The 23,741-nt window shown below is 73.1% G+C and carries 22 protein-coding genes and 5 tRNA genes; 9 read left to right on the top strand and 18 right to left on the bottom strand.

Annotated features, from left to right (window positions below):
- Positions 1-49: 49 nt before the first annotated feature.
- The 5 genes from FEF34_RS32095 to FEF34_RS32075 all read left to right on the top strand — a co-directional run bounded on the left by FEF34_RS32095 (position 50) and on the right by FEF34_RS32075 (position 535).
- A tRNA-Gly gene (locus tag FEF34_RS32095) sits at positions 50-122 on the top strand.
- Between the two features lie 36 nt (positions 123-158).
- Positions 159-232 (top strand) — tRNA-Cys (locus FEF34_RS32090).
- A gap of 1 nt (position 233) precedes the next feature.
- A tRNA-Val gene (locus FEF34_RS32085) sits at positions 234-305 on the top strand.
- 43 nt (positions 306-348) lie between these two features.
- A tRNA-Val gene (locus tag FEF34_RS32080) sits at positions 349-420 on the top strand.
- 43 nt (positions 421-463) lie between these two features.
- A tRNA-Val gene (locus FEF34_RS32075) sits at positions 464-535 on the top strand.
- Positions 536-657: 122 nt separating this feature from the next.
- Here FEF34_RS32075 and FEF34_RS32070 read toward each other — a convergent pair.
- From FEF34_RS32070 to FEF34_RS32055, 4 genes are all read right to left on the bottom strand, one after another.
- Positions 658-930 (bottom strand): TFIIB-type zinc ribbon-containing protein, encoded by a 273-nt coding sequence (locus tag FEF34_RS32070; protein ID WP_138056283.1) that lies wholly within the window; start codon positions 928-930, stop codon positions 658-660.
- 52 nt (positions 931-982) lie between these two features.
- Complete coding sequence (locus FEF34_RS32065; protein WP_138057858.1) at positions 983-1,933, bottom strand: phosphotransferase family protein; 951 nt, start codon at positions 1,931-1,933, stop codon at positions 983-985.
- A 367-nt stretch (positions 1,934-2,300) separates the two neighbouring features.
- A complete protein-coding gene (locus FEF34_RS32060) occupies positions 2,301-2,507 on the bottom strand; it encodes a hypothetical protein (RefSeq protein ID WP_138056282.1) in 207 nt (68 codons plus the stop codon).
- A gap of 186 nt (positions 2,508-2,693) precedes the next feature.
- Entirely contained in the window at positions 2,694-2,954 is a 261-nt protein-coding gene (locus FEF34_RS32055) for a hypothetical protein (RefSeq protein WP_138056281.1), read from the bottom strand.
- Between the two features lie 201 nt (positions 2,955-3,155).
- Between FEF34_RS32055 and FEF34_RS32050 the strand changes: the two genes are divergently transcribed.
- Positions 3,156-4,361 (top strand): serine/threonine-protein kinase, encoded by a 1,206-nt coding sequence (locus tag FEF34_RS32050; protein WP_138057857.1) that lies wholly within the window; start codon positions 3,156-3,158, stop codon positions 4,359-4,361.
- Positions 4,362-4,646: 285 nt separating this feature from the next.
- On the opposite strand, the gene FEF34_RS32045 is transcribed toward FEF34_RS32050, so the two are convergent.
- The 9 genes from FEF34_RS32045 to FEF34_RS41590 form a co-directional block, all read right to left on the bottom strand.
- A complete protein-coding gene (locus FEF34_RS32045; protein ID WP_138056280.1) occupies positions 4,647-5,465 on the bottom strand; it encodes a TrmH family RNA methyltransferase in 819 nt (272 codons plus the stop codon).
- A 64-nt stretch (positions 5,466-5,529) separates the two neighbouring features.
- The gene (cobA, locus tag FEF34_RS32040; protein ID WP_138056279.1) at positions 5,530-6,798 is read right to left on the bottom strand and encodes a uroporphyrinogen-III C-methyltransferase; all 1,269 of its coding nucleotides are present in this window, start codon (positions 6,796-6,798) and stop codon (positions 5,530-5,532) included.
- A 352-nt stretch (positions 6,799-7,150) separates the two neighbouring features.
- The gene (gene cobT, locus FEF34_RS32035) at positions 7,151-10,885 is read right to left on the bottom strand and encodes a nicotinate-nucleotide--dimethylbenzimidazole phosphoribosyltransferase (protein WP_138056278.1); all 3,735 of its coding nucleotides are present in this window, start codon (positions 10,883-10,885) and stop codon (positions 7,151-7,153) included.
- Between the two features lie 369 nt (positions 10,886-11,254).
- Positions 11,255-12,469, bottom strand: a complete 1,215-nt coding sequence (cbiE, locus tag FEF34_RS32030) for a precorrin-6y C5,15-methyltransferase (decarboxylating) subunit CbiE (RefSeq protein ID WP_138057856.1) — start codon at positions 12,467-12,469, stop codon at positions 11,255-11,257.
- Positions 12,470-12,831: 362 nt separating this feature from the next.
- The gene (locus FEF34_RS32025; RefSeq protein ID WP_171053173.1) at positions 12,832-13,470 is read right to left on the bottom strand and encodes a GNAT family N-acetyltransferase; all 639 of its coding nucleotides are present in this window, start codon (positions 13,468-13,470) and stop codon (positions 12,832-12,834) included.
- Positions 13,471-13,648: 178 nt separating this feature from the next.
- Positions 13,649-14,512 carry a MetQ/NlpA family ABC transporter substrate-binding protein gene (locus FEF34_RS32020; protein WP_138056276.1) on the bottom strand — a complete coding sequence of 288 codons (864 nt, stop codon included), beginning with the start codon at positions 14,510-14,512 and terminating at the stop codon, positions 13,649-13,651.
- Between the two features lie 107 nt (positions 14,513-14,619).
- Positions 14,620-15,288: a methionine ABC transporter permease gene (locus FEF34_RS32015; RefSeq protein WP_138056275.1), complete on the bottom strand. Its 669-nt coding sequence runs from the start codon at positions 15,286-15,288 to the stop codon at positions 14,620-14,622.
- The gene (locus tag FEF34_RS32010; protein WP_138056274.1) at positions 15,285-16,358 is read right to left on the bottom strand and encodes a methionine ABC transporter ATP-binding protein; all 1,074 of its coding nucleotides are present in this window, start codon (positions 16,356-16,358) and stop codon (positions 15,285-15,287) included. Before FEF34_RS32010 ends, FEF34_RS32015 begins: the two co-directional genes overlap by 4 nt.
- 320 nt (positions 16,359-16,678) lie before the next feature.
- On the bottom strand, positions 16,679-16,846 hold the full coding sequence (locus FEF34_RS41590) for a hypothetical protein (protein ID WP_171053172.1): 168 nt from the start codon (positions 16,844-16,846) through the stop codon (positions 16,679-16,681).
- Between the two features lie 98 nt (positions 16,847-16,944).
- On the opposite strand from FEF34_RS41590, the gene FEF34_RS32005 reads away from it, so the two are divergent.
- Complete coding sequence (locus FEF34_RS32005) at positions 16,945-17,304, top strand: hypothetical protein (RefSeq protein WP_138056273.1); 360 nt, start codon at positions 16,945-16,947, stop codon at positions 17,302-17,304.
- Between the two features lie 115 nt (positions 17,305-17,419).
- Positions 17,420-17,752 (top strand): hypothetical protein, encoded by a 333-nt coding sequence (locus FEF34_RS32000; RefSeq protein ID WP_407698367.1) that lies wholly within the window; start codon positions 17,420-17,422, stop codon positions 17,750-17,752.
- Between the two features lie 106 nt (positions 17,753-17,858).
- On the opposite strand, the gene FEF34_RS31995 is transcribed toward FEF34_RS32000, so the two are convergent.
- From FEF34_RS31995 to FEF34_RS31985, 3 genes are all read right to left on the bottom strand, one after another.
- On the bottom strand, positions 17,859-18,386 hold the full coding sequence (locus FEF34_RS31995; RefSeq protein WP_138056272.1) for a GNAT family N-acetyltransferase: 528 nt from the start codon (positions 18,384-18,386) through the stop codon (positions 17,859-17,861).
- A 36-nt stretch (positions 18,387-18,422) separates the two neighbouring features.
- Complete coding sequence (locus FEF34_RS31990) at positions 18,423-19,082, bottom strand: sigma-70 RNA polymerase sigma factor region 4 domain-containing protein (protein ID WP_234042628.1); 660 nt, start codon at positions 19,080-19,082, stop codon at positions 18,423-18,425.
- A 143-nt stretch (positions 19,083-19,225) separates the two neighbouring features.
- A complete protein-coding gene (locus FEF34_RS31985) occupies positions 19,226-20,404 on the bottom strand; it encodes a glycerophosphodiester phosphodiesterase (RefSeq protein WP_138056271.1) in 1,179 nt (392 codons plus the stop codon).
- 253 nt (positions 20,405-20,657) lie between these two features.
- On the opposite strand from FEF34_RS31985, the gene FEF34_RS31980 reads away from it, so the two are divergent.
- On the top strand, positions 20,658-21,320 hold the full coding sequence (locus FEF34_RS31980; protein ID WP_138056270.1) for a lysophospholipid acyltransferase family protein: 663 nt from the start codon (positions 20,658-20,660) through the stop codon (positions 21,318-21,320).
- 255 nt (positions 21,321-21,575) lie between these two features.
- Here FEF34_RS31980 and FEF34_RS31975 read toward each other — a convergent pair whose 3' ends face one another.
- Together FEF34_RS31975 and FEF34_RS31970 are read right to left on the bottom strand one after the other, a co-directional pair.
- Positions 21,576-23,123, bottom strand: coding sequence for an MFS transporter (locus FEF34_RS31975; RefSeq protein ID WP_138056269.1), 1,548 nt, complete (start codon positions 23,121-23,123; stop codon positions 21,576-21,578).
- The gene (locus tag FEF34_RS31970; protein ID WP_138056268.1) at positions 23,120-23,671 is read right to left on the bottom strand and encodes a TetR/AcrR family transcriptional regulator; all 552 of its coding nucleotides are present in this window, start codon (positions 23,669-23,671) and stop codon (positions 23,120-23,122) included. Before FEF34_RS31970 ends, FEF34_RS31975 begins: the two co-directional genes overlap by 4 nt.
- Positions 23,672-23,741: the final 70 nt, after the last annotated feature.

Here is a 23,741-nt window from a genome sequence, read left to right as displayed (position 1 = left end):
CTAAAGTTCAACACGTCGCCGGGACGCGGAAGCGGGCCGGAAACGACAGGCGGACGTGGCTCAGTTGGTAGAGCATCACCTTGCCAAGGTGAGGGTCGCGAGTTCGAATCTCGTCGTCCGCTCGAATGAGGGGGATCTTCCCGACCCCCGCACTCCGGGGTGGAGTGGCCGAGAGGCGAGGCAACGGCCTGCAAAGCCGTCTACACGGGTTCAAATCCCGTCTCCACCTCCAAGGACGATTAGCTCAGCGGGAGAGCGCTTCCCTGACACGGAAGAGGTCACTGGTTCAATCCCAGTATCGTCCACGCAGCACACGCAGTACCCACGGCCTCCGGGCCGTGATCCCGAGGACGATTAGCTCAGCGGGAGAGCGCTTCCCTGACACGGAAGAGGTCACTGGTTCAATCCCAGTATCGTCCACGCAGCACACGCAGTACCCACGGCCTCCGGGCCGTGGCCCCGAGGACGATTAGCTCAGCGGGAGAGCGCTTCCCTGACACGGAAGAGGTCACTGGTTCAATCCCAGTATCGTCCACAGCCCGGAGCCCCCGGCCGCAGTGCGCGGCCGGGGGCTCCGTCGTGTTTCCCGTCACTGCCGGGAGGCCGGGCCCCACCGGTCACCCGAAGGTACCGGTCCCGGGAGCGGCCGGCCGGTCGTCAGGACGAGAAGAGCATCCGCCCGAAGCCCCGCTGACGGTGGTGTCCGCCGTGGGGGCCGTGGTGCGGGGCGCCCCAGGCCGGCTGCGCGGGCGCCGGATAGCCCTGCGGGGCGGGCGGCGGAGCCTGTTGCACCCACTGGCTCTCCAGCCGGGTCAGCGCCTCCAGTTCCCCGTAGTCCAGGAATATCCCCCGGCAACCGCTGCACTGTTCGATCTGGACGCCGTTGCGGTTGTACGTGTGCATCGGTGCATGGCACTTGGGACACTGCATCGTTCGGTCAGCTCCTCGCCGCTCGGTCTCATCGGGTGATCCCGTTCCCAATCTACGACGGGATCATGTCGTCCAACTCGGGCGGGAGGGAGGCAATTCGGGCGCACGCTTCGGTCATCGCCCGTTCCACGTCGTCGAGATCGCGCCCTTCGGCGGTGCTCCTCGCCACGGCGAGGGCCGCGGCCTGGACGGTCAGAGCGCGGGCCGGCACGTCGAGCGGTGGCCACGGATCGGCCCCTTCGGGCCCCGCTGCCGGGCCGCCGGCGGCCCGGTAGGCGCCCAGGAAACGCGCCCATACGTCAGGGGCGAGGAGGCCCGCCGCGAACCATGCCGCGGGACGGGCGAGGTCCCAGGCGGCGTCCCCGAGGCCGAGATCGTCGACGTCGATGAGCTGCCAGGGGCCCTCGCCCGCTGGATGGCGGACCAGTTGGCCCAGGTGGAGATCGCCGTGGCACAGCCGGGCGGGCATCGGCGCGGGGGCCTCGTCGCGGGCCCAGGCGGGAAGGCGGCTCCAGGCGCCGAGCACGGCGCGCCCGGCGGGATGCGCGGGCGCCGCCGAGTGCATCCGCGCCACCGACGCCGCGGCCTTGGCGGGGCCCCGCATCGCGGGCAGTGGGTCGGGCAGTGCGTCGAGCGGCACGGAGTGGAGCCGGGCGAGCAGCGCCGCGGCCTCCTCCCAGGGGGCCGCGTCCGGGTCGGCGGGGTCCACGGGAGTGCCGTAGGGCCAGGTGGTGACGGGGCGCTCACCGAGGCGCGCGGTGTCCCGGCCCGGCGGCAGGAGTATCCCGGCGAGCCGCGGATGCGCGGCGACGGCGATCCTTACGCGGTGCGCGTCGGGGTCCGTCCACGGCGCGTGGGCCTTGGCGACCGCGGGGCCGTGCCGTACGACGACGGCGTCGGCCCGTTCGGCCAGTACGTCCGCCTCCTGCCCGCAGGCCGGGCACGCGCCCCGCGGACGGGGCACGTGTGCCGCCTCCCGCGCGACCTCCGCAAGGGCGCGCACCAGCGCGCGATCGCTCCGCTCCACGCGCCGAGGGTACGGGCAGGTACATCCGGGCCTCCGGCGGCCCTGGGCGTGGTCGTGGCCGAAGGTCCGGGGCGGTCACGACGAACGCACGGACGGGGCCGGGACCTTCGGCGGGGCCGCTACGGGGCCGGAAAGGGCCGCGTGCCGGGCGGACCTGACGGCGAACGGGGTCGCCGACCGGGGCCCGGCCCCGGAACGGCACAGTCCCGGACGGAGTAACAGCCCGGCCGGCCAGCTCCCCAGCTGGCCGGCCGAGCACTGCCGTCCGCCACACCCCCGTCCCCACGGGGTTATGGGTGGGATGTCCCCGACCCGGACCGCTCTCCCGGGCCCGGGGCGCCGCTCAGCGCCCCAGCATCACGCCCACGGACGACGCCTGTGTGACCACTGCCTCCCAGCCGCCGAAGACGACGACGAGCAGGGTCGCGAGGGGGAGGACCATGGCCGTGGCCACCAGCGGGTGGCGACGGCTGCCGGGACGGCCGTCGAACGCGGCGAAGGCCTTGCGCCCCTGCGTGCGGATCATGGTCCGCGATGCCGTGTCCGCCATGGTCCCTCTCCCGTCGAGTCGGCGCGGCGAGTGCGTGACCTCGGGGGACGAGTGCCGCCCCCGCCGCTTGACCTCAAGACTAGGGAGCCGGGGGGTCCGCCACGTCATGCCCGCGTACCGATTGGCGGGCCTCCAGGAGGATGAGGCCGCCCGACCCGATGTACTCCCCTGGGTGGAGAAGTGGACCTAGGTCTGGGGGTCTTCCCTGAGGGAACGACGGTCTCCGGGAGCCTCGGCGGGCACGGGCTGCTCGACCAGCGCCAGCACCCGATTGGCCATGAAGCGGGCCGTTCGCACGATGGAACCGGAACGCGTGACTTCGCTCACTTCGACCACCCCGCGCCGGACCGCCGTCTCAACCCGCCGGCCCGCCCGGCTTGCCACCACTTCGTACGTCCTCGTCGTGTCCCCCGCGTCCACGACTATCTCCACGCGGTCGCCCTTCATCGATTCAATCCCCCTTCTGCCACGCCTCATTGGGATCGCGCACGGGTCAGCGGGGCCCCGGATTCCCAGGGCTCCTGACCACTCCTCAATTCTCCCACCGGGCACTGACAATCGATCGGCCCACGAGGGCGCGGCCTATGAGCACACCGGCCCGCGGGTACGTAAGCTGTGCCACGTCAGAAGGACCACCGGCCGGCGGGGATGAACATGGCGATGATGCGGCTCCGGCGCGAGGATCCGCGTGTCGTCGGCTCGTTCAGGCTGCACCGGCGACTCGGCGCCGGCGGCATGGGGGTCGTGTACCTGGGCTCCGACCGGCGCGGTCAGCGCGTCGCGCTGAAGGTGATCCGCCCGGACCTCGCGGAGGACCAGGAGTTCCGGTCCCGCTTCGCCCGTGAGGTGTCGGCCGCCCGGCGGATCCGGGGCGGCTGCACGGCCCGGCTGGTCGCCGCGGACCTCGAGGCGGACCGTCCCTGGTTCGCCACCCAGTACGTGCCCGGGCCGTCCCTGCACGACAGGGTGGCCGGGGAGGGCCTGCTGACGGCCGCAGAGACGGCGGCCGTCGGGGCGGCGCTGTCCGAGGGGCTCGTGGCCGTCCACGAGGCCGGGGTGGTCCATCGGGACCTCAAACCGTCGAACATCCTCCTCTCCCCCAAGGGTCCCCGGATCATCGACTTCGGCATCGCCTGGGCCACCGGCGCCAGCACGCTGACCCATGTCGGCACCGCGGTCGGCTCCCCCGGCTTCCTCGCCCCCGAGCAGGTGCGCGGCGCCGCGGTCACCCCCGCTACGGACGTCTTCTCGCTGGGGGCCACGCTGGCGTACGCCGCCACGGGCGACTCCCCCTTCGGGCACGGCAGTTCCGAAGTGATGCTCTACCGGGTGGTGCACGAGGAACCGCAACTGCACGGGGTGCCGGACGCACTGGCCCCGCTGCTGCGGGCATGCCTGGCGAAGGACCCCGAGGAACGGCCCAGCACCCTGCAGTTGTCCATGCGACTGAAGGAGATCGCGGCCCGTGAGGCGCAGGGGCTTTCGGAGGTGCGTCCCCCGGTCCAGCGGGAACGGACCGAGCAGGAGCTGGCGTCGGGGCGCAGCACCGCGCGGTACACGGAGCGGACGACCCACGGCAGGCCGCCGGGCACCGGGGGGAGCTCGGGGCCTGCCGCGTCCCGGGAACGGATGCCGGGACGGCAGACATCCCGTACGGGCGGCTCGCGGCCGCCGCAGTCGCGCGGCGGCACGAAGACGGGCGGTCGGCCCGCGACCCGCCCCGGGGCCAGGACCACGTCCACCGGGCGCAGGCCGGCCAATCCCCGCCTGCTGCGCCAGCGGATCTTCGTGTTCGTCGTGGTGACGCTCGTCGTGGCGCTGGGCATCACGGTGGCGCAGAGCCTGCGGGGCTAGGGCGTGTTGCGAAAGTAGCTCCGTCCGCCCGTAGGGCGGGGCCTGCGGCGTCTGGTGCATGGGGCCTCCCCCGGCCCTCCGGGCCGAGGGGAAGATCGCAAGGCGGAGGATCATCCTCGTACTGGACGTACTCGGATGACTCCGACAACGCAGCGAGCGTGCGTGCCAGGCGTCGCGGGCCAGGAGGGACTTTCGCCACACGCCCTAGTGCCGCATCAGGCAACGTTCGCCCCGTCGCGGCACCGGACACGGCCGTGCCGCGGGCCCCCGCGGAATCCGGCCGGGTCAGTTCCCGGGGCGGCCCGTGGCCACCGCGTAGAACGCCACCGCCGCGGCCGCGCCGACGTTCAGCGAGTCCACGCCGTGGGCCATCGGGATGCGCACCCACTCGTCGGCCGCCATCAGGGCCTGCGTGGACAGTCCGTCGCCCTCGGCGCCCAGCATCAGCGCGACCCGGTCCAGCCGGTGCGGAGCGGCCTCGTCGATCGGCGACGCCTTCTCGTCCGGGGTGAGCGCGAGCAGCCTGAAGCCCGACTCCCGTACGGTCTCAAGCCCTTTGGGCCAGGAGTCGAGGCGGGCGTACGGAACGGAGAACACCGCGCCCATCGAGACCTTCACCGAGCGCCGGTAGAGGGGGTCGGCGCAGTCGGGCGAGAGCAGCACCGCGTCCATGCCGAGGGCGGCGGCACTCCGGAAGATCGCGCCGATGTTGGTGTGGTCGTTGACCGATTCCATGATCACGACCCGGCGGGTGCCCCGCAGGAGCTCGCCGGCCGTCGGCAGGGGTTTGCGCTGCATGGACGCGAGGGCGCCCCGGTGGACGTGGTAGCCGGTGACGCGTTCGGCGAGGTCCGGGCTGACCGCGTACACCGGCGCCGGGACCTCGTCGATCACGTCACGCATGACGTCGACCCACTTGGCGGAGAGCAGCATCGACCGCATCTCGTAACCGGCGTGCCGGGCGCGGCGGATGACCTTCTCCCCCTCGGCGATGAACAGGCCCTCCGCGGGCTCTCGCTTGCGCCGAAGCTCGACGTCGGTCAGGCCCGTGTAGTCACGCAGGCGAGGGTCCTCGGGGTCGTCGACGGTGATGAGATCTGCCACAGGGTGATACTGCCTTGTCCGGGGAGAGGTGCCAACGGGCGGGACCGAGTTCCGTTACCGATGGTTACTTGTGGGGGCCCTCGGCGACGACATCGCCGATGACGATGACCGCGGGGGGGCGGACGTCCTGCGTCCTGACGGTCTCAGCGACCGTCGCGAGCGTCGCGTCCACCCGTCGCTGGGCGGCCGTGGTGCCCTCCTGTACCAGCGCGAGCGGGGTGTCCGGCGCTTTGCCGTAAGAGACGAGGGCCTCGGCGATGGCACCGATCTTGTCGACGCCCATGAGGATCACCAGCGTGCCGGTCAGCTTGGCGAGCGACTCCCAGTCGACGAGCGAACGGGGGTCGTCCGGCGCGACATGGCCGCTGACCACCGTGAACTCGTGGGCCACACCGCGATGGGTGACCGGGATGCCGGCGGCGCCCGGAACGGAGATCGAACTGGAGATGCCCGGCACGACCGTGCAGGCGATACCGGCCTCGGCCAGGGCCTGTGCCTCCTCCATGCCGCGGCCGAAGACGAACGGGTCGCCCCCCTTGAGCCGCACGACCGACCTGCCCGCCTTGGCGTGCTCGACGAGGGAGTTGTTGATCGCCTCCTGCGCCATGAAACGGCCGTACGGGATCTTCGCCGCGTCGATCACCTCGACGTGCGGCGGGAGTTCGTCGAGCAGGTCGCGCGGGCCGAGACGGTCGGCGATGACGACGTCGGCCTCGGCGAGCAGCCGGCGGCCGCGCACGGTGATCAGGTCGGGATCGCCCGGGCCGCCGCCGACGAGGGCGACGAACGGCGTCCGGTCGCGGCTGTGCGGTGCGGCGAGGGAACCGTCGCGCAGGCCCTCGACGATGGCGTCCCGCACGGCGGCCGACCGGCGCGGGTCCCGCCCCGTCAGCACCGCGACCGTCACGCCCTCGCTGCGCCCGGTGGCGGGTGTCCACGCCGTGGCCGCTTCGGCGTCGTCGGACCGCACGCACCAGGTCTTCGTCCGCTCCGCCTCGGCGGAGGCGGTCTCGTTGGCGACCGGGTCACTGGTGGCGACGAGCGCGTACCAGGCGTCGGCGATGTCCCCGTCCTGGTACCGGCGGCGGGCCCAGGTGATCTCCCCCGCCTCCGCCATGGCCTCGACGGACGGGGTCGCGGACGGCGAGACCAGGGTGATGTCGGCGCCGGCGGCGACGAGGGCCGGGAGACGGCGCTGGGCGACCTGGCCACCGCCCAGGACGACGACACGCCGTCCCGCGAGACGGAGTCCGACGGGGTAGGCGGGGCACTCCTCACGGGAGTCGTGCTGCGGGTGCGCGGGGCTCTTGGCTTGCTCGGCGGGCTCGGCCATGGCGGTGCGGCTCCTCGGTGCGGCGGTGCGGGGCCGCTGCGACGGTGAAGCGGCTGGTGGGAACGGGTGGAACGGTCCTGGCGAACACGATACGGGGTGGAAGGCGCGGCATTACCGGGGCCGGGAGGGACGGCTCGCGGCCCGGGCAGGGACGATCCCGTTCCCGCACACCGCGACGCGCGCACACCGGTCGCCGAGCTGGCCCGCGACGCGGCGTACGGGCGCACCGCCGGCACGAACGCGGAACGCCCGCGCATGGGCACCAGCACAGGCACCGGGGTGGACGCGCACAGGTGCGGCACCGGCAGGGCACGCGCCACCCGTGACGGGTGGCGCGTGCCCTGCCCCCGCGCTACTTCTCCGTGACGCCGGCCGAGTCGAACGTCGCCACCTCGTGCATCGCGCGGGCCGCGCTCTGGACGAGCGGGAGCGCGAGCAGTGCGCCCGTACCCTCGCCGAGGCGGAGGTCCAGGTCGACCAGCGGACGCAGGCCCAGCTTGTTCAGGGCGGCGACATGGCCGGGCTCGGCGCTGCGGTGCCCGGCGATGCACGCCGCGAGGGCCTCCGGCGCCACCGCCCGGGCGACCAGCGCCGCGGCGCCCGCGGAGACACCGTCCAGGACGACCGGCGTACGCAGCGACGCACCGCCCAGGATGAAGCCGACCAGGGCCGCGTGCTCCAGGCCGCCGACCGCCGCGAGAACGCCGACGGGGTCGGCCGCGTCCGGCTGGTGGAGTTCCAGCGCACGACGGACGACATCCACCTTCCTGGCGTGCATCTCGTCGTTGATGCCGGTGCCGCGCCCGGTGACCTCCGACGGGTCCACGCCGGTGTAGACGGAGATCAGCGCGGCCGACGCCGTGGTGTTGGCGATGCCCATCTCACCGGTGAGCAGTGCCTTGTTGCCAGCGGAGACCAGGTCGCGGGCGGTCTCGATGCCCACTTCGATCGCGGTGAGGACCTCCTCGCGGCCGAGCGCGGGGCCGGTCGTGAAGTCGGCCGTTCCGGGACGCACCTTCCGCGGCAGCAGCCCGGGGGTGGCCGGGAGGTCGGAGGCGACACCGACGTCGATGACGCAGACCTCCGCACCGACCTGGTTGGCGAAGGCGTTGCAGACCGCTCCCCCGCCGAGGAAGTTCGCGACCATCTGGCCGGTCACCTCCTGCGGCCAGGCCGTGACCCCCTGGGCGTGCACCCCGTGGTCGCCCGCGAAGATCGCGACGGCCGCGGGCTCCGGGATCGGGGGCGGGCACATCCGGGACAGTCCGGCCAGCTGCGCGGAGATGATCTCGAGCATGCCGAGAGCGCCCGCGGGCTTGGTCATCCGCTTCTGCCGCTCCCACGCCTCGCCGAGCGCCTTGGCGTCCAGCGGGCGGATGTTGGAAACGGTCTCCTGGAGCAGGTCGTGGGGCTCCTCGCCGGGCAGGGCGCGGCGGCCGTAGGTCTCCTCGTGGACGACCCAGGACAGCGGCCGGCGCTTGGACCAGCCCGCCTGCATCAGTTCGGGCTCCTCGGGGAACTCGTCGACGTAGCCCACGCAGAGGTAGGCCACGACCTCCAGGTGCTCGGGCAGGCCGAGCGTGCGGACCATCTCGCGCTCGTCGAAGAAGCTGACCCAGCCGACGCCGAGTCCTTCGGCGCGGGCGGCGAGCCAGAGGTTCTCGACGGCCAGGGCGGAGGAGTACGGCGCCATCTGCGGCTGGGTGTGCCGGCCGAGGGTGTGGCGGCCGCCGCGCGTCGGGTCGGCGGTGACGACGATGTTGACGGGTGTGTCGAGGATGGCCTCGATCTTCAGTTCCTTGAACTGCTTGGCCCGGCCCTTGGGAAGCGACTTGGCGTACGCCTCGCGCTGGCGCTGGGCGAGTTCGTGCATCGAGCGCCGGGTCTCGGCGGAGCGGATGACGACGAAGTCCCAGGGCTGGGAGTGGCCCACGGAGGGCGCGGTGTGCGCGGCCTCGAGGACCCGGAGCAGGACGTCGTGCGGGACGGGGTCGCTGCGGAAGCCGTTGCGGATGTCCCGGCGCTCACGCATCACGCGGAGCACGGCTTCGCGTTCGGCGTCGGCGTATCCGGGCGCCGCCGTGCCGTGGGTCTCCTCGGCCTCCGCCTCGACGTCCTCCCCGGCGCCCTGCAGGCCGTCGGCGACGGGGTGTGCCTCGGGCTCCCGGCCCGGCGCGGACTCGGCGGCCGTCTCGGGCCCGACCACCGGCCGGGGCTCGGCGGGCGGCTCCGCTTCGGGGGCGGTTTCCTCCGCCGGGGCCGCTACGGACTCGGCGGCCGCGTTCCCGGCGTCCGCCGGCACGACGGGCCGTTCGGTGTCCGCGGTGGCCTCGGCCCCGGGCGCCTGCTCGGCGGCGGGCACGGGGTCGAGTGCCCCGGGCTCGCCCGTGGAGCGGTCCTCGGGGGCCGGTACGGGGGTTCCGGCCGGCTGCGTGGCGTCGAGGACCTCGGCGCTCCGTCCGGTCCGCCCCACCTGGTCGGCCGCAGCGGCCCCGTCCTCGCCCTCCCCCTCGCGGATCGCGGGCACGACGGCGACGGCTTCCGGCTCCGGAGCCGCACCGGGTCCGACTGCGGCGACGTCGTGTTGAGGAGCGACGACGGGCTCGGCCACCCCGGCCACGGGCGCCGGTACGGACCCGGACGCGGTGACGGGCTGGGACGCCTCCGCGGGCTGGGGCTCCGGCTCCGAGCCCCAGCCCGCGGAGGCCTCGGGGGGAGGCGTGGCGGCGCCGGCAGGCACGGGGGGCTCGCCGGCAGGCTCGGGGGAGGGCGCGGGAGCCTCGGCCCCCGGCTGCCCCGCCTCGGCCGGCACGATCACGGCCACCGGCGAGGTCTCGGGTCGGTGCCCCGTCGGCAGCGGGCTCTCCGCTGCCGCGAACTGCCCTGTGGCCATGGGCTCCGGGGCCGGCTCGGCGGGCGCTCCCGCCGGATGCGGCCCGGGCGCCGCCGGTTCGGCGGCGGAGGCGGGCACGTTCCGCGGGGGGACCGCTTCGGCGGAGACCCGGGCGACCGCCTCGGGCGCGGCTTCCGCGGGGACGGCCGCGGCGGCCTGGGGCTGCGCATGCCGGGCGGCCCACGGGGACGCGCCCTGCGGAGGGATCGCGCCCAGCTGCGGACCGGGCAGCAGGTCCGCCTCGTCACGCGGTACGTCGAGGTACTCCGGTCCGCCGGCCGGCGGAACGGAGGAGGGTGCCGTCGCGGCTCCCTGCTGGGGGGCGGCGCCGCCGGCCCGATGGGCGGCGGGACCGCGGTCGGCGAGTGAGCGGACCACACCGCTGTTCGCCTCGGGAACCGGCGGGCCCATATGGAGAGGGCGGCGGGCCGGGGGCGGCGTCTGCGCGGGCGCGGCGGGGGGCGGCATCCGCACACCGCCGAGATCGAGGGACCCGGAGTCCCGGCCGCCGGCCTCGTGGGCACCGGCCTCGTGGGCACCGGCCTCGTACAAGGGCTGCTCCGCCGCGGCCTGCGGGTCCTGGGCGGGCTGACCGTGCGGAACGGCCCGGCCGTGGCCGGACTGCTGGTCGTGTGCCGCCGTCGGCTGTGCCGGCGCCGGCAGCTGCTCCTGGACGGCGGGCTGCCCCTGAGCGGCGGCGGTCGCCGCCTGTCCGGCCACCCCCTGCCCGGCCGTCAACGGCCCGGCAACCGCCTGCGCGCGGGCGGCCTGCTGCGGCACGCCCTGGGCGGGGGTGGCCTGCTGCTCGGCCGCTCGGAGCCGCTCCTCGTGAACCGCGTACTGCTGCTCCTGCGCCAGGTGCGCGTGCGGCTGCTCGGGCGCGGGCACCGCGGCCGTCTCGGCTCCGGCGTACCCCGGCGCGGCCTGGGCGGCCGGTACCGGCTGGACGTGCCCCGTGCCGTGAGCCGCCGCCGGGGCCGGCTCGGGCGGCGTGGGCGGGGCAGCGGCCGGGTCGCTCCACGCTCCCTGTGCGCCCGGCATCAGGAGCAGGTCGTCGTCCTCGGTGACGGCCTCTGGGGCACCGCCGGAGTGGTCGAGGTAGGTGTACGCGCCGGGAGCGGGGACGCCCGGCTGCTCCACCATGCCTGCGTTCTCCGGCAGTCCCTGGCCCGGGACCTGGCCGGTGTCAGTCATGCGTACCCCTCGCCCATCGGTTGTGCTCCTTCAGACCTTCGCCCGGGACGCCCGATCGCGGCACACACCCGTGCCCGTCACTACAAGAACGAGCGTGTGCCCGACGCGGCACGAAAGCCCGCGGACACAAGCATTGTCGTGGGCGTTCGCGTCCGCGGCAGCAGGATTCGCCACGGTGCGGTGTGGACTGCGCCACGTTGCGCCTCCCCCGGTCGCGCCGTACCACAACGGGGGTCAAAATCGCCCCCTTTTCCGGATATTGGCGAGCGAATCGACCAACGCCCAGCTGCGGTACAACGATCGGCCAGCCTACCGCGCCACAGTTCCGCGCCCGGTCCAGGGGCGGCCGGGGCAACGGCCGCCGAGTGGTCAGGAAGCCGGTTCCCGACGGTGACCGGCGAGCAGGAAGACGACCGACCGGTCGCGTTCCGACCAGTCGCCGGTATCGAGCTCGACGGACTGGAGGAGGGCGCACTCGACGGCGTAGCCACCCTCCGTGAGCGCCGCGCCGATCGCCTCGGCCTCGTCCCGGGTGGAGGCGTGGGTGACGATGCGCTCGGGCCTTCGGTCGGCGCAGGCGGTGACGACGGGGACCCCGCCCCCGCCGATCCGTACGACGTCCGGTTCGGGGAGCCGTTCCAGGACGTGCGGCGCCCGGCCGCGGACGGTCTGCAGGAGGACGCCGTGGCGGCGGGCGGCGGCGTCCGCCCGGATGCAGGCGGCGGGGTCGTCGTCGACGGCGATCACCGCGGCACCGAAGCGGGACGCGTCAGCGGCCAGCTCCCCGCTGCCGCAGCCGATGTCCCACACGAGGTCGCCCAGGCGCGGCCCGAGCCGGGCGAGTTGGGCGGCGCGCAGCTGGAGCGACTCGCCCTCGACGGCCGGCCGGCTCTCGCCCCCCGGCAGGGCCCAGCCGCGTACCCGTGCGGAGGAGCCGGGCTCCCCGCCGGCGACCCAGCCGGCGCCGCCCTGGGCGCCGGCGGCGCCGCCGATGACGATGACGACGTTGGGATCGCGCCAGCTGTGGTCGGCGACCTTGTCGGAGGTCAGCACGGTGACCTGCTCGCGCTCGGTGCCGAGCTCCTCGCAGATCACGAAGGTGCGGTGGACGCCGTCGAGCAGGAGGGCGAGCTCGGCAGGTCCGGCGCCCGGGGACGTGAGGACGGCGACCTTGGGTCGGGCCCGGCAGACGTTGACCGCGCGGCGCAGCGTGCGGCTGTGGGCGACGACGATCTGGGCGTCGTCCCAGGGCATCCCCGCCCGGGCGAAGGCGGCGGCGACGGAGGAGACGGCGGGAACGACCTCCACCTCGAGGCCGTGCTGCGGTGCGCGCAGGGTGCGCACGACTCCGAAGAAGCCCGGGTCGCCGTCGGCGAGGACGACGGGGCTGCCCCGGTGTCCCGCGATCCTGCGGGCGGCGAGGTCGACGCTGCCGAGGCGGATGCGTTCGGCGCCCGGCGGTACTTCGGGAAGCGCCAGGTGGTGGGCGGCCCCGGCGACGAGCGTGGCCGCGGACAGGGCGGACCTGGCGGCCGCGGTCAGCGGCGAGCCGTCCCAGCCGATCACCGTGACCCGGTCGGCCATCGTCGTCTTTCTCCTGGTGTCGTCGCAGGTGAGGACCGTGCCCACGGGGTGCGGGGCAGGCAGGCCCGAGGGTACCCGGTGTCGGTGACGGGCGGGGGTGCGGTGCGGGGTCCGCCGGTTCCTGCAAGCCGGTGCGGTGCGGGGTCCCACGGTTCTTGCGGCCCGGCCCTCGTCCGCAGGGCACCGCGCGGGGTGCGCCCGCCTCCCGCTGCGTCCGGCCGGAGACCGGCGTCCACCCGCCTCGCGGCGCGTCCGGCGCGGCCGAGGGGGCCGTCCGTCCTGGACGCCCTGCCCGGCCGGGTCCGTACGTCCCCCGTCTCCGGGGCCCGGTCCGCGGTCCGGTCGAGGCCGGCGGCGGCCGGTCAGTTCCAGTCGGTGTACGCCCCGAACCCGCCCGCTTCTGCCATCTGGTCGGCGACCCCTTCCAGGTCCTCGGGGAGCAGGCTCCAGACGATGAAATCGGTGCGCAGATCGGCCCAGCCCCCGCCCTCGGTGCGGGTGCGGGCTATACAGGCGCCGCGCAGGACGCCCTCGCTTATGCAGCCGATCTTCTGGGCGACCTGCTGGGAGGCGGTGTTGTCGGCGGCGGTGCGCAGTTCGAGGCGCTCGAAGCGCTGGTCACGGAAGAGCCACCGGGCGGTGGCGAGGGCCGCCTCGGAGGCGTAGCCCTCGCCGCGGGCCCAGGGGGCGATGATGTACGACATCTCGGTGGCGCGCACCCGCCAGTCGGTCCTGCTCAGCTGGACGACCCCGACCAGTCGCTGGGTGAGGAACTCGGTGACGGCGAGATCGATACCCCGGCCCGCGGCGCGTTCCGTGGGGGCGCGGTCGGCGATCCAGCCGTGGGCCGCGGCCTCGGTGTAGGGCTGGGGCACGGCGGTCCAGGCGGCGACCTGTTCGTCGTTCATCATCTCGGCGAGGGCGGGGGCGTCGGCGGGTTCGAGCGCGCGCAGCACCAACCGCTCCGTGCTGATGGAGATGTCCGGGAACGTGGTAGTCATGCGCAGCTCCATGCCGAAGACCGTCGTAAGGGCCGTAAAGGCACAGCATGCAGCATCGCGGCGGCGATGTGCATGGCCGGGTCGGTACGGCCCACGATACGCCGCGGGCCCCGCACACCACCGGGGGTGCGCGGGGCCCGCGTTCATCGGTATGTTCTCAAGAGACCTACGGACGGCGTCACTTGGCGGGAGCGCCGAACGCCGGGACGACCGAGCCGGTGTAGGTGTCCTCGATGTGCCGCTTCACCTCGGGGGAGTTGAGGAGCTTCGCGAGCTTCGCGACGCGCGCGTCCTTCTCGTTGCCCTTCTTGACGGCGAGGAAGTTGGCGTAGGGGTTGTCCTCCGCCTCCTCCAGGACGAGGGCGTCCTCGGAGGGCCTGAGGTCGGCCTCGATGGCGTAGTTGCCGTTGATGACGGCGGCGTCGACGTCGTTCAGGGCGCGGGGCACGGTGGCGGCCTCCAGTTCCTTGAACTCCAGGCCCTTCTTGTCGGTGATGTCGGACAGCCTGGCGCTGGTGCCGACGCCGGGCTTGAGGGTGATGAGACCGTGCTCGGCGAGGAGTCGGAGGGCGCGCCCCTCGTTGGTGGTGTCGTTGGGGACGGCGACGGTCTGCCCGGGCTTGATGTCCTCGACCGACCGGGCCTTCTTGGAGTACAGGCCGAGCGGCTCGAGGTGGACGTCGACCACCGGGACGACCGTGGTGCCGTTCTTCTCGTTGAAGTCGTCCAGGTACGGCTTGTGCTGGAAGTAGTTCGCGTCGACCTGGCCGGACTGGGTGGCGGTGTTCGGCAGGACGTAGTCCGTGAACTCCCTGATCTCCAGCTCGAGGCCGGCCTGTTCAGCGAGGTTCTCCTTGACGAAGTTCAGGATGTCGGCGTGGGGGGTCGGGGAGGCAGCGACGACGAGGGGCCCGGACTCGGCGGCCTTGTCGCCGGCCCCGGCCGCGGCCGGGTCGGAGGCGGTGCCGCAGGCCGTGAGGCCGAGCGCGAGCGCGGCGGTGGCGACAGCGGCGAGCTTGGTGTTCTGGCGGGAGTTGCGCACGAAGAGTGCCTCTTTCCGGTGTTGCGGTGATGACGCCCGGACAAGGAGTGCGGGCTCGCTGGAGGTGCCGGGGCGAAGCGCCGGCCCGAGGTGGTGCGGGGTGGTGGTCAGGCGGTGCGGCCGCGGCGGGCCAGCAGCCGGACGATCCCGTCGCCGACCAGCTGTACGGCCGTGACGACGGCGATCAGGACGACGACCGTGACGAGCATGAACTCGGTCTCGAACCGCTGGAAGCCGTAGGTGACCGCCTTGGAGCCGAGGCCCTCTCCGCCGACCGCGCCGGCCATGGCCGAGTAGCCGACGAGCACGATCACGGTGGTGGTGACCGCGGCGACGATCGAGGGCAGGGCCTGCGGGAGCAGCACCTTGCGGATGATCGTCGGGATGGACCCGCCCATGGACTGGACGGCTTCGACCAGTCCGTGGTCGACCTCGCGGATCGCCGTCTCGACGAGTCGCGCGAAGAAAGGGATGGCGCCGACGGCCAGCGGCACGATCATGGCGGTGGGGCCGATGAAGGTGCCGACCACGGCCGTGGTGAAGGGGATCAGCGCGATCAGCAGGATGATGAACGGCAGCGAGCGGCCGATGTTCACGACGACGCCGACGGCCTTGTTCACCGGGGTGTTCTGCAGCAGCCCGCCCTTGTCGGTGAGGACGAGGAGGATGCCGAGGGGCAGTCCGCCGATCACGGTGACCAGGGTGGACCACAGGACCATGTAGAGGGTGTCCAGGGTGCCCTGGGTGAGCAGGGGCCGCATCTCCGACCACGTCACTTGACGGCCTCCTTCACCGGTGCGGCGCCCCGGGCCCCGTGGCTCCGAGCGGGCACCGCGGCCGGCGCGTCATCCACGACATCGACCCGCAGGCCCTGCTCCCGCAGGAAGCCGACGGGTACGACGTTGTCCTCGTAGCGGCCGGGCAGCTCGATGCGCATCCGGCCGATCTGCTTGCCGCCGACGGTGTCCATCGCGGCGCCGAGGATCGATATGTCGATGTTGTAGGTGCGGGACAGCCGGGACACCACCGGCTGGGTGGCGGCGTCGCCGCGGAAGGTGACGTCCACGACGGTGCGGTCCGGACCGGAGGCGTCCCCGGTGACGGGGAACAGTTCGTGGGCGAGCTCGGAGCCGGGCGTGGCGAGCAGTTCGCCGACCGTGCCGGACTCGACGATCCGCCCCTGCTTCATCAGGGCGGCGGAGTCGCAGACGGTCTTGACGACGTCCATCTCGTGCGTGATGAGGAGCACGGTCAGCCCGAGCTGCCGGTTGAGGTCGCGCAGCAACTGGAGGACGGACCGGGTGGTCTCGGGGTCGAGGGCGCTGGTGGCCTCGTCGGAGAGCAGCACCTTGGGGTTCCCGGCGAGGGCACGGGCGATGCCGACGCGCTGCTTCTGGCCGCCGGAGAGCTGTCCGGGATGGACCCCGGCCTTGTCGGCGAGGCCGACGAGGTCGAGGAGTTCGAGGGCGCGGCGTGAACGTTCGGCTCCGGAGACGCCGAGGATCTCCAGCGGCAGTTCGACGTTGTCCCGCACGGTGCGCGAGGACAGCAGGTTGAAGTGCTGGAAGACCATGCCGATGCGGCTGCGCGCCCGGCGGAGCTCCCTTCCGGCGCGGTTGCCGCGTCCGGCGAGGGCGGTGAGGTCGGTACCGTCGACGACGACGCTGCCGGAGGTGGGGCGTTCCAGCAGGTTCACGCAGCGGATGAGGGAGGACTTCCCGGCTCCGCTGCGGCCGATGACGCCGAACACCTCGCCCTCGCGGACGTGCAGGTCGACGCCGTCGAGAGCGGTGATGTCGCGGCCTCGCGACCGATAGACCTTGGTGAGGCCCGTAGTGGTGATCACAGGGTTTCCGTCACTGTCGAGTGCCCGGCGCGGGGTTCCCTCGCCGGGCACGGGGCATGTCGTCTTGGGGACAGTCGGCGCAGCACGGGTCACCGGTTCGGCAGGCGTGTGCGCGGGCAGGCTCGGTCCGTCGCCGTCACGGCGGACACGGCTTGGCTGTCGGGATCTCGCTTCGGGGCGCGAGGCTCGGGCAGGGGCCCTCAGAAGGCGCGCATTCGACACATGCGACGAACACCGGGCGTCGTGATCGCCTCGGTCGCAAGGGTGCGGCTGCTCGTCGTGGTCATGCGGCCAGTAAAACAGACCGCCACGGGAGCGGATCACGGCCGTCCGAATAGCGGAATGAAGGAGTCCGGTATCCGGACGCTCCGACCGACGGCGACGATCTCCACCACGCGGGCCTCGGCCTGCGCGGACACGGCCGGCAGGACCGGGACGGCGATACCGGCAGCCGGCTCGGAGGCGACCCGGGTCGTGGTCGACGCCATGGGCGTCGTTCCGGCGGCGCGGCCCGCGTCCACCCCGCACACGGGCCCCGCCGGGGCCGCGCGCATCGGGCCTTTTGGCCCGTAATACGCTCTCACCCATGCTCGTCGCCCTGACCGTCGCGGTGTCCGTGGCCGCTCTCGCCCTCGCCGCCTGGTGCGGTTTCGCCGCCTTCCGGGACCAGCCCACCAAGGACTGGCACTTCATCGGCATGGCCGTGGTCACGCTGCTGGCGCTGGTCCAGCTGGTGATCGGGGTGGTGCAGCTGGCGAGGGGCGAGAAGGCCGACGAGGGCGCGACGATCTTCATCGCCTATCTGGTCGGGGCGTTCGCCGCGGTTCCCGCCGCCGGATTCCTGTCGCTGGCCGAGCGGACCCGCTGGGGTTCGGCGACGGTCGCGGCCGGGGCGGTCGTGCTGGCGGTGCTGGAGGTCCGGCTCCACGACATCTGGGGAGGCTGAGATGGCCGGTGAGACAGGGACGACAGGGCGCACCGCCGAGGGACGGGTCCGGGACGCGTCGGCGACGAGGCTGGTCAAGGGCCCCGGGCTGCTGCTGGTCTGGCTGTACGGGGTGATGTCGGTGGGCGCCGTGTCGCGCTCGGTGTACCAGATCGCCACCGAGTACGAACGGGCCCCGCTCGCGTACTCGCTCTCCGCGATCGCCGCGGTGGTGTACGCGTTCATCACGTACACCCTGTTCCGCGGCGGCGAGCGGGCCCGCAGGGCGGCACTGGTCTGCTGCGCCGCGGAGCTGGTGGGCGTGCTGACCGTGGGCACGTGGACGCTGATGGACCCGTCCGCCTTCCCGGACGCCACGGTCTGGTCCGACTACGGCATGGGGTACCTGTTCATTCCGGTGCTGCTGCCCGTGACCGGAATGCTCTGGCTGCGCCGGGCCCGGCGCTGAACCGGGCCCCGTCCACGGGCCGAACGCGCCCGGTCGACGGACCGGCCCCTCGCCCGCGAGCCGGGTCCCCTCGCCGGACCGGGCCTCTCGCCCGACCGCTCAGGGACTACGCGCTGGCGACGAACGTCCCCGGGGTCCGGGCCGAGGGCACCGCGGCCGCCGCGTCCTTCTCCATCGTGACGAGTGTCAGCTTCGGGGTCAGCACCCGGGTGGACACGGTCGCATAGCCGTGGCCGCGGTAGAGGCGCAGGTTCCGCTCGCTGCGGTGGCCGGTGAGGAGCCGGAAGCGGCGGGCCGCGGGCTCACCGGCGAACTGCGCCTCGATGGCGTCGAGCAGCCGGCCGCCGAGTCCGTGGCGCTGCATCCTGGGGTGGACGATGAGCCTGCCGATCGTGGCGGTGCCCTCGCCGTCGATCTCACCGCGCACGGAGCCGATCACCTCGTCACCGAGGCGGGCCACCAGGGCGTGGCCGCGGTCGAGCTCGGCACGCAGTTCGCCGAGGGTCTGGATGAGCGGTTCCATGCGGTAGTCGCCGTAGAGCTCGGCCTCGCTCTGGTAGCACAGGTACTGCAGCTTGAGGATCTGTTCGGCGTCCTCCGCCGTTGCCGCTGAGATGGTCACGCTCATGCCCATGTGCGCATGCCTCCCGCTCACCTGCCGCCCGGTTGTCTACCGCTCCATTCCCCGGAGTTCAGGAGCCGCAACCTCTGTCGCGAGCATTCTGCGCAAACATCCCAGGCAGCGGGAACGCATCGGCCCCAGACTTCCTTGTGAGATTCCCAACTCTCCTGCGATTTCGCGGTACGTGGGGTCCTCCGGCGCCAGCATCGCAGTCAGCAGCCGGCGACAGCGACCCGGCGCGCGGGCGACGGCGGCCCTCAGGGCGCGGCGCCGTTCCGCGACGAGCACGGCCCGTTCGGGGCAGGCGGCGGGTCCGGTGGCGGGCTCGGCCGGGTAGGGGCGTTCCCGCCGGGCGTGGTGCCGGGCACGGCTCGCCTCCTCCCGTACCGCCCCCGCGATCCAGCCGGCGGCGTCGGACGGTGGGCCTTCGGCATCGAGCCGTTCCAGGAGCCGCACCCAGACGGACTGTTCCAGGTCCCCGGAGTCCAGGGCCTCGCCGTGCGCCTCGGCGCTCGCCTCCGCCGCGACGAGCGGTCGCAGATCGCGCACCAGCGCTCCGGCGGCCCCCGACCACACGGCGCCGGAGGCGGTGCCGCCGGAGACCGGTCCCTGCGCGGTGGCGGTCCGGACGACGGTGGCCGACCTGGTCGCCGTCGTGCCCCGGGCGGTGACGGAGGGTGGGGCGGCGTCCTCTTCACACGGTGTCATGCCCTGCGGGACGCCCCGCCACGAGCTGCGGTTTCCGCCGTGGCACCGTCTCACCCGACCGCATGACGGCCGTACGGCTGCTGACGTGGGCCGGCCGGGCGACGGAGGCCCGTCGCCCGGCCGGTGCCCGGTTCGACGGACCGTCAGCCGCCGACGAAGTCGGCGCGGGCCAGCAGTCCCGTGTCCGGGTTGTCGGTGAAGATCCCGTCGATGCCCTGCTCGAAGTACACCTTGAACGCGCCGAACACGTCGCCGTAGGCGTTCGGGTCCGTGCCGCGCCGGAAGTCGGCGGGCAGGAAGGAGTTCTCGTTCCGCATCGTGTACGGGTGCAGGATCAGGCCCCGGGCGTGGGCGTCGCGGACGAGCGTGGTGGGCGTGCCCAGCCCGCCGCTCGCGTCCCTCGGCACGATGAGGTCGAGGGTGGGGCCGATGCCCTGCGCGAACGAGGCGATCCACTCCAGGCCCCGGGGTGTGACCAGGTCCGCGACCGTGCGCGGGTCACCGGCCTGGACGAAGTCCCAGGGGCGGGTGTTCGCACCGGAGAGCAGGACGACACGCGGCGAGTCCACCAGCTTCGCGAGCCGCTGGATGCTGCTCGGCTCGAACGACTGGAGGAAGACGGGCGAGTGCGCACGGTGCCGGCCGTAGCGGCGCAGCAGCTTCGCCAGGCGCTCCTCCAGGCCGAGGCCGATACCGCGGAAGTAGGTGGGGTGCTTGGTCTCGGCGTGCAGCCAGACCGGCCGGCCCCGGCGGCGGCCCTCCGCGTCGGCCCAGCGCAGCACCTCCTCGAAGGTGGGGATCGTCCACCGCCCGTCGTAGACGGTGTTCTCCTGGCGGCTCGCCGGTATCCGCTCCTTGGCGCGCAGCGTCTTCAGCTCGGCGAGCGTGAAGTCCTCGGTGAACCAGCCCGTGATACCGGCGCCGTCCACCGACTTGGTCGTCCGGCGCGAGGCGAACTCGGGACGGGAGGCGACGTCGGTGGTGCCGGTGATGTCGTTCTCGTGGCGGCAGACCAGGTGGCCGTCCTTCGTGGGGACGAGGTCCTGCTCGATGACGTGCGCCCCCATGTCCAGGGCCAGCCGGTAGGAGCCGATGGTGTGCTCCGGCCGGTAGCCGCTCGCCCCGCGGTGGGCGATGACGGTGGGCACCGGCAGCCCGTGGTGGCCGGAGCCGTGCCGCGCCGCCGGGGACGGCCGGTCCCCGGCGGCGCGTTCCGCGGCGTGCGCGCCCGGCGCGGCGGACATCCCCAGCGCCGCCGACCCGAGCACCGCCGCCCCCAGGAGGGTCCGCCGCCCGGGGGTGGTTTCCGCACCGTGTGTCATAGAACGCTCCTCCGTTGACTGGTGATGTCCCGCACCCGATCGGCGGGGACGCACGGCGGACAGGCTAGGGCCGGGGGCGTTACGTACGGGAGACCCAGGGCAAACGCGGACCAAACCCAGGTCAACACTGTGTATCTGCTCGGTGAACCCAATGTGCGGTCGGGCACCACCCGCGAGTATCGTCCTCACCTGCAGAGACTTCGCCGGCCGTACCGCCGTCCCACTCCTGACACCGGAGGACCCGTTGTCCCGCTTGTCGCTCATCAAGGCAGTGCTCGGACCGATCCTGCGCCTGATGTTCCGCCCGCGTGTGGAAGGCGCGGAGAACATCCCCGGGGACGGCCCCGTCATCCTCGCCGGAAACCACCTCACCTTCATCGACTCGATGGTGCTGCCGATCGTGTGCGATCGGCCGGTCTACTTCATCGGCAAGGACGAGTACGTCACCGGCAAGGGGCTCAAGGGCCGGCTGATGGCCTGGTTCTTCACCGGCGTCGGCATGATCCCGGTGGACCGGGACGGCGCGAACGGCGGTGTGGCGGCGCTGATGACGGGCCGGCGGGTGCTGGAGGAGTGCAAGGTCTTCGGCATCTACCCGGAGGGCACCCGCTCCCCCGACGGCCGTCTGTACCGCGGCCGTACGGGCATCGCACGGCTCACCCTGATGACGGGCGCGCCCGTCGTCCCGTTCGCCATGATCGGCACGGACAAGCTCCAGCCGGGCGGCGCCGGACTGCCGCGTCCGGGCCGGGTGACGGTCCGCTTCGGCAAGCCGATGGAGTTCTCGCGGTACGAGGGGATGGACCGCGACCGCTACGTGCTGAGGGCGGTGACCGACTCGGTGATGACCGAGGTGATGCGGCTGTCCGGCCAGGAGTACGTGGACATGTACGCCACGAAGGCGAAGGCCGCCTGAGCCTTCCGTTCGGCCGGCTTCGTCCGGCCGCCCCACGGGGCCGAGTCCTGGACCCCGGCCGGAACCTCGCACGGGAGCGGCACGCGGGTCGACGGCACCGGGTCGGCGTGACCGCCTCCAGGCACCGGCCCGGCCCGCCCCCGCACATGACGCCGCCCCCGCACGTCGCGTGCGGGGGCGGCGTCATGTGCGGGGAGACCCTTCCCGTGCGCGGGGTTGCGGCCCCGGCACCGGAGGAGCCGGCGCACCCGGGCGTCAGTGCTCGACGCCGTCCGCCAGCTTCTGGCCGCGCATGAGGAACCAGGCCGCCACCGCAGTGGCCAGCAGCACGGCGGCGCCCGCGCCCGACGCGAGCCGCAGCCCCTCGACGAACGCCTCCTGTGCCGCGCCGACCAGTTCGGCCTGCTGGTGGGCCGGCAGGACGGCCGCGGCCTCCACCGCCCCGCCCAGCGACTCATGGGCGGCGGACGCCACGTCCGCCGGAACCCCGGCCGGTGTCGCGAAGTCCCGGTACACACCGGTCACGATCGAACCGAGCAGCGCGATGCCGAGTGCCGCACCGAGTTCGTACGCCGTCTCGGACACGGCCGATGCCGAGCCGGCCTGCTCCTTCGGCACGCTGGAGAGGATGACGTCGGCCGTGACGGTGAACGAGAAGCCGGCGCCGACACCGACGACGAGCAGGGCCGCGCCGAGCAGCGGATAGCCCGTGGAGCTGCCGATGACGGTCAGCACCGCGAGCGCGACGCCCACGGCGGCGAGTCCCCCGGCCACGACGGACCGGACGGAGAACCGCCGGGCGAAACGGCCGGCGACGAGTCCGGTCGCCACCGCGCCGATCGCGGCGGGCAGTTCCGCCAGCCCGGCCTCCAGCGGCGGCCGCTCCTGGACCAGTTGGAGGAACTGGGAGAGGAAGAAGACCAGTCCCGACAGGCCCAGGATGGTCAGCAGGTCGGCGAGCACCGCACCGGAGAAGCCGCGGTGGCGGAACAGCCGCATGTCGAGCAGTGGCGACGGCAGGGTGAACTGCCTGCGGACGAATCCGTACAGCGCGGCGGCACCGATGAGCGCGGAGGCGCCGGACTCCCAGCCCACTCCGTGGCTCGCGGCCTCCTTGATCGCGTAGACGACGCCGACCATGCCTATCAGCGACAGGGCGACGCTGATCAGGTCCCAGGGGCCGGCGACCGGGTTCTTCGACTCGGGCAACAGCTTGATGCCGACGAGGACCAGGACGGCCATCACGGGCAGGTTGATGAGGAAGACGGAGCCCCACCAGAAGTGCTCCAGCAGGAAGCCGCCGACGACCGGTCCGACGGCGGCACCGGCCGAGGCCATGGCGCCCCAGATGCCGATGGCGATGCTGCGTTCGCGCGGGTCGTGGAAGATGTTGCGGATCAGCGCCAGTGTGGCCGGCATCAGCGTGGCGCCGGCGACGCCCAGCAGGGCCCGGGCGAGGATCATCGTCTCGGGCGTGGTGGCGTAGGCGTTGAGCACGGACACGGCACCGAAGGCGACGGCACCGGTCAGCAGCAGCTTCTTGCGGCCGATCCGGTCACCGAGGCTGCCCATGGAGACGAGCAGGCCCGCGATGACGAACGAGTAGACGTCACCGATCCACAGCAGCTGGGTGCCGGTGGGCTTGAGGTCCTCGCTGAGGAAGGGCGTCGCGAGGCCGAGCACGGTGGCGTCCACGGCCACCAGCAGGACGGCCAGGACCAGCACCGCCAGGGCCAGCCATCGTCCGGGGCGGTACGGGGTCTCGTCCGCCCCGCTCACGCGCTGGACGGTACTGCTGGTCATTTCTCCACACTCCGTCGTGCTCCGCCGAGCAGCAGCTCGGCGATCATGTACTGGAAGTCGTTCTTGGCGACCCGGCCGTCCATGGCGGCCCAGGCGCAGGTGCTGATGAGGCCGTAAAGGGCCTCGGTGAGCCAGATGGGCGGGAGGTCGATCCGGAACTCGCCCTGTTCCTGGCCCCGCCGGAACAGGGCGCCGACCCGGGCGTCGAGCCGGGCCCAGCCCTCGTCGACCTGGTCGCCCTCGAACAGCTGGTTCTCGGTGACCAGGAACGCGAAGAGATCCGCCGCGGGCTCCATCTCGGCGATCAGCCGGCGCAGCGCGTCGCCGGCGGGACCGTCCTCGAGCGCGGCGCGGTCGACGGCCGCCTCGAACTCCTCGATACCGAAGGCTTCGAGCGCCTTCACCAGCGCGTCCCGCCCGGCGAAGTGCCGGTGCAGGGTGGCGCGGCCGACACCCGCCGCGCGGGCGACCTCGTCCATCGTCGCGGTCGACTTGCGGGCGAGGAGGGCGGCGGCGGCGCGCAGCACCTGTTCACGATCCATGGCCATGAGACAACCATACACCGAATGAGACATCAATGTCTCATTCGATAAATCGATGCCTCATACAGAGGTGGAA

Source organism: Streptomyces marianii, assembly GCF_005795905.1.
Lineage (GTDB): Bacteria > Actinomycetota > Actinomycetes > Streptomycetales > Streptomycetaceae > Streptomyces > Streptomyces marianii.
This window is presented reverse-complemented; position numbering and strand designations above follow the sequence as displayed.

Bases quoted from the DNA above. Each gene is read 5' to 3' on its own strand.
- FEF34_RS32050 (WP_138057857.1), top strand. From the start codon at position 3,156: ATGAACATGGCGATGATGCGGCTCCGGCGCGAGGATCCGCGTGTCGTC.
- FEF34_RS31975 (WP_138056269.1), bottom strand. From the start codon at position 23,123: ATGACCAGCAGTACCGTCCAGCGCGTGAGCGGGGCGGACGAGACCCCG.
- FEF34_RS32055 (WP_138056281.1), bottom strand. From the start codon at position 2,954: ATGAAGGGCGACCGCGTGGAGATAGTCGTGGACGCGGGGGACACGACG.
- FEF34_RS32070 (WP_138056283.1), bottom strand. From the start codon at position 930: ATGCAGTGTCCCAAGTGCCATGCACCGATGCACACGTACAACCGCAAC.
- cbiE (WP_138057856.1), bottom strand. From the start codon at position 12,469: ATGGCCGACCGGGTCACGGTGATCGGCTGGGACGGCTCGCCGCTGACC.
- FEF34_RS32025 (WP_171053173.1), bottom strand. From the start codon at position 13,470: ATGACTACCACGTTCCCGGACATCTCCATCAGCACGGAGCGGTTGGTG.
- FEF34_RS31970 (WP_138056268.1), bottom strand. From the start codon at position 23,671: ATGGCCATGGATCGTGAACAGGTGCTGCGCGCCGCCGCCGCCCTCCTC.
- FEF34_RS32000 (WP_407698367.1), top strand. From the start codon at position 17,420: ATGTCGGTGGGCGCCGTGTCGCGCTCGGTGTACCAGATCGCCACCGAG.
- FEF34_RS32005 (WP_138056273.1), top strand. From the start codon at position 16,945: ATGCTCGTCGCCCTGACCGTCGCGGTGTCCGTGGCCGCTCTCGCCCTC.
- cobT (WP_138056278.1), bottom strand. From the start codon at position 10,885: ATGACTGACACCGGCCAGGTCCCGGGCCAGGGACTGCCGGAGAACGCA.
- FEF34_RS31985 (WP_138056271.1), bottom strand. From the start codon at position 20,404: ATGACACACGGTGCGGAAACCACCCCCGGGCGGCGGACCCTCCTGGGG.
- FEF34_RS41590 (WP_171053172.1), bottom strand. From the start codon at position 16,846: ATGGCGTCGACCACGACCCGGGTCGCCTCCGAGCCGGCTGCCGGTATC.
- FEF34_RS31990 (WP_234042628.1), bottom strand. From the start codon at position 19,082: ATGACACCGTGTGAAGAGGACGCCGCCCCACCCTCCGTCACCGCCCGG.
- FEF34_RS32060 (WP_138056282.1), bottom strand. From the start codon at position 2,507: ATGGCGGACACGGCATCGCGGACCATGATCCGCACGCAGGGGCGCAAG.
- FEF34_RS31995 (WP_138056272.1), bottom strand. From the start codon at position 18,386: ATGGGCATGAGCGTGACCATCTCAGCGGCAACGGCGGAGGACGCCGAA.
- cobA (WP_138056279.1), bottom strand. From the start codon at position 6,798: ATGGCCGAGCCCGCCGAGCAAGCCAAGAGCCCCGCGCACCCGCAGCAC.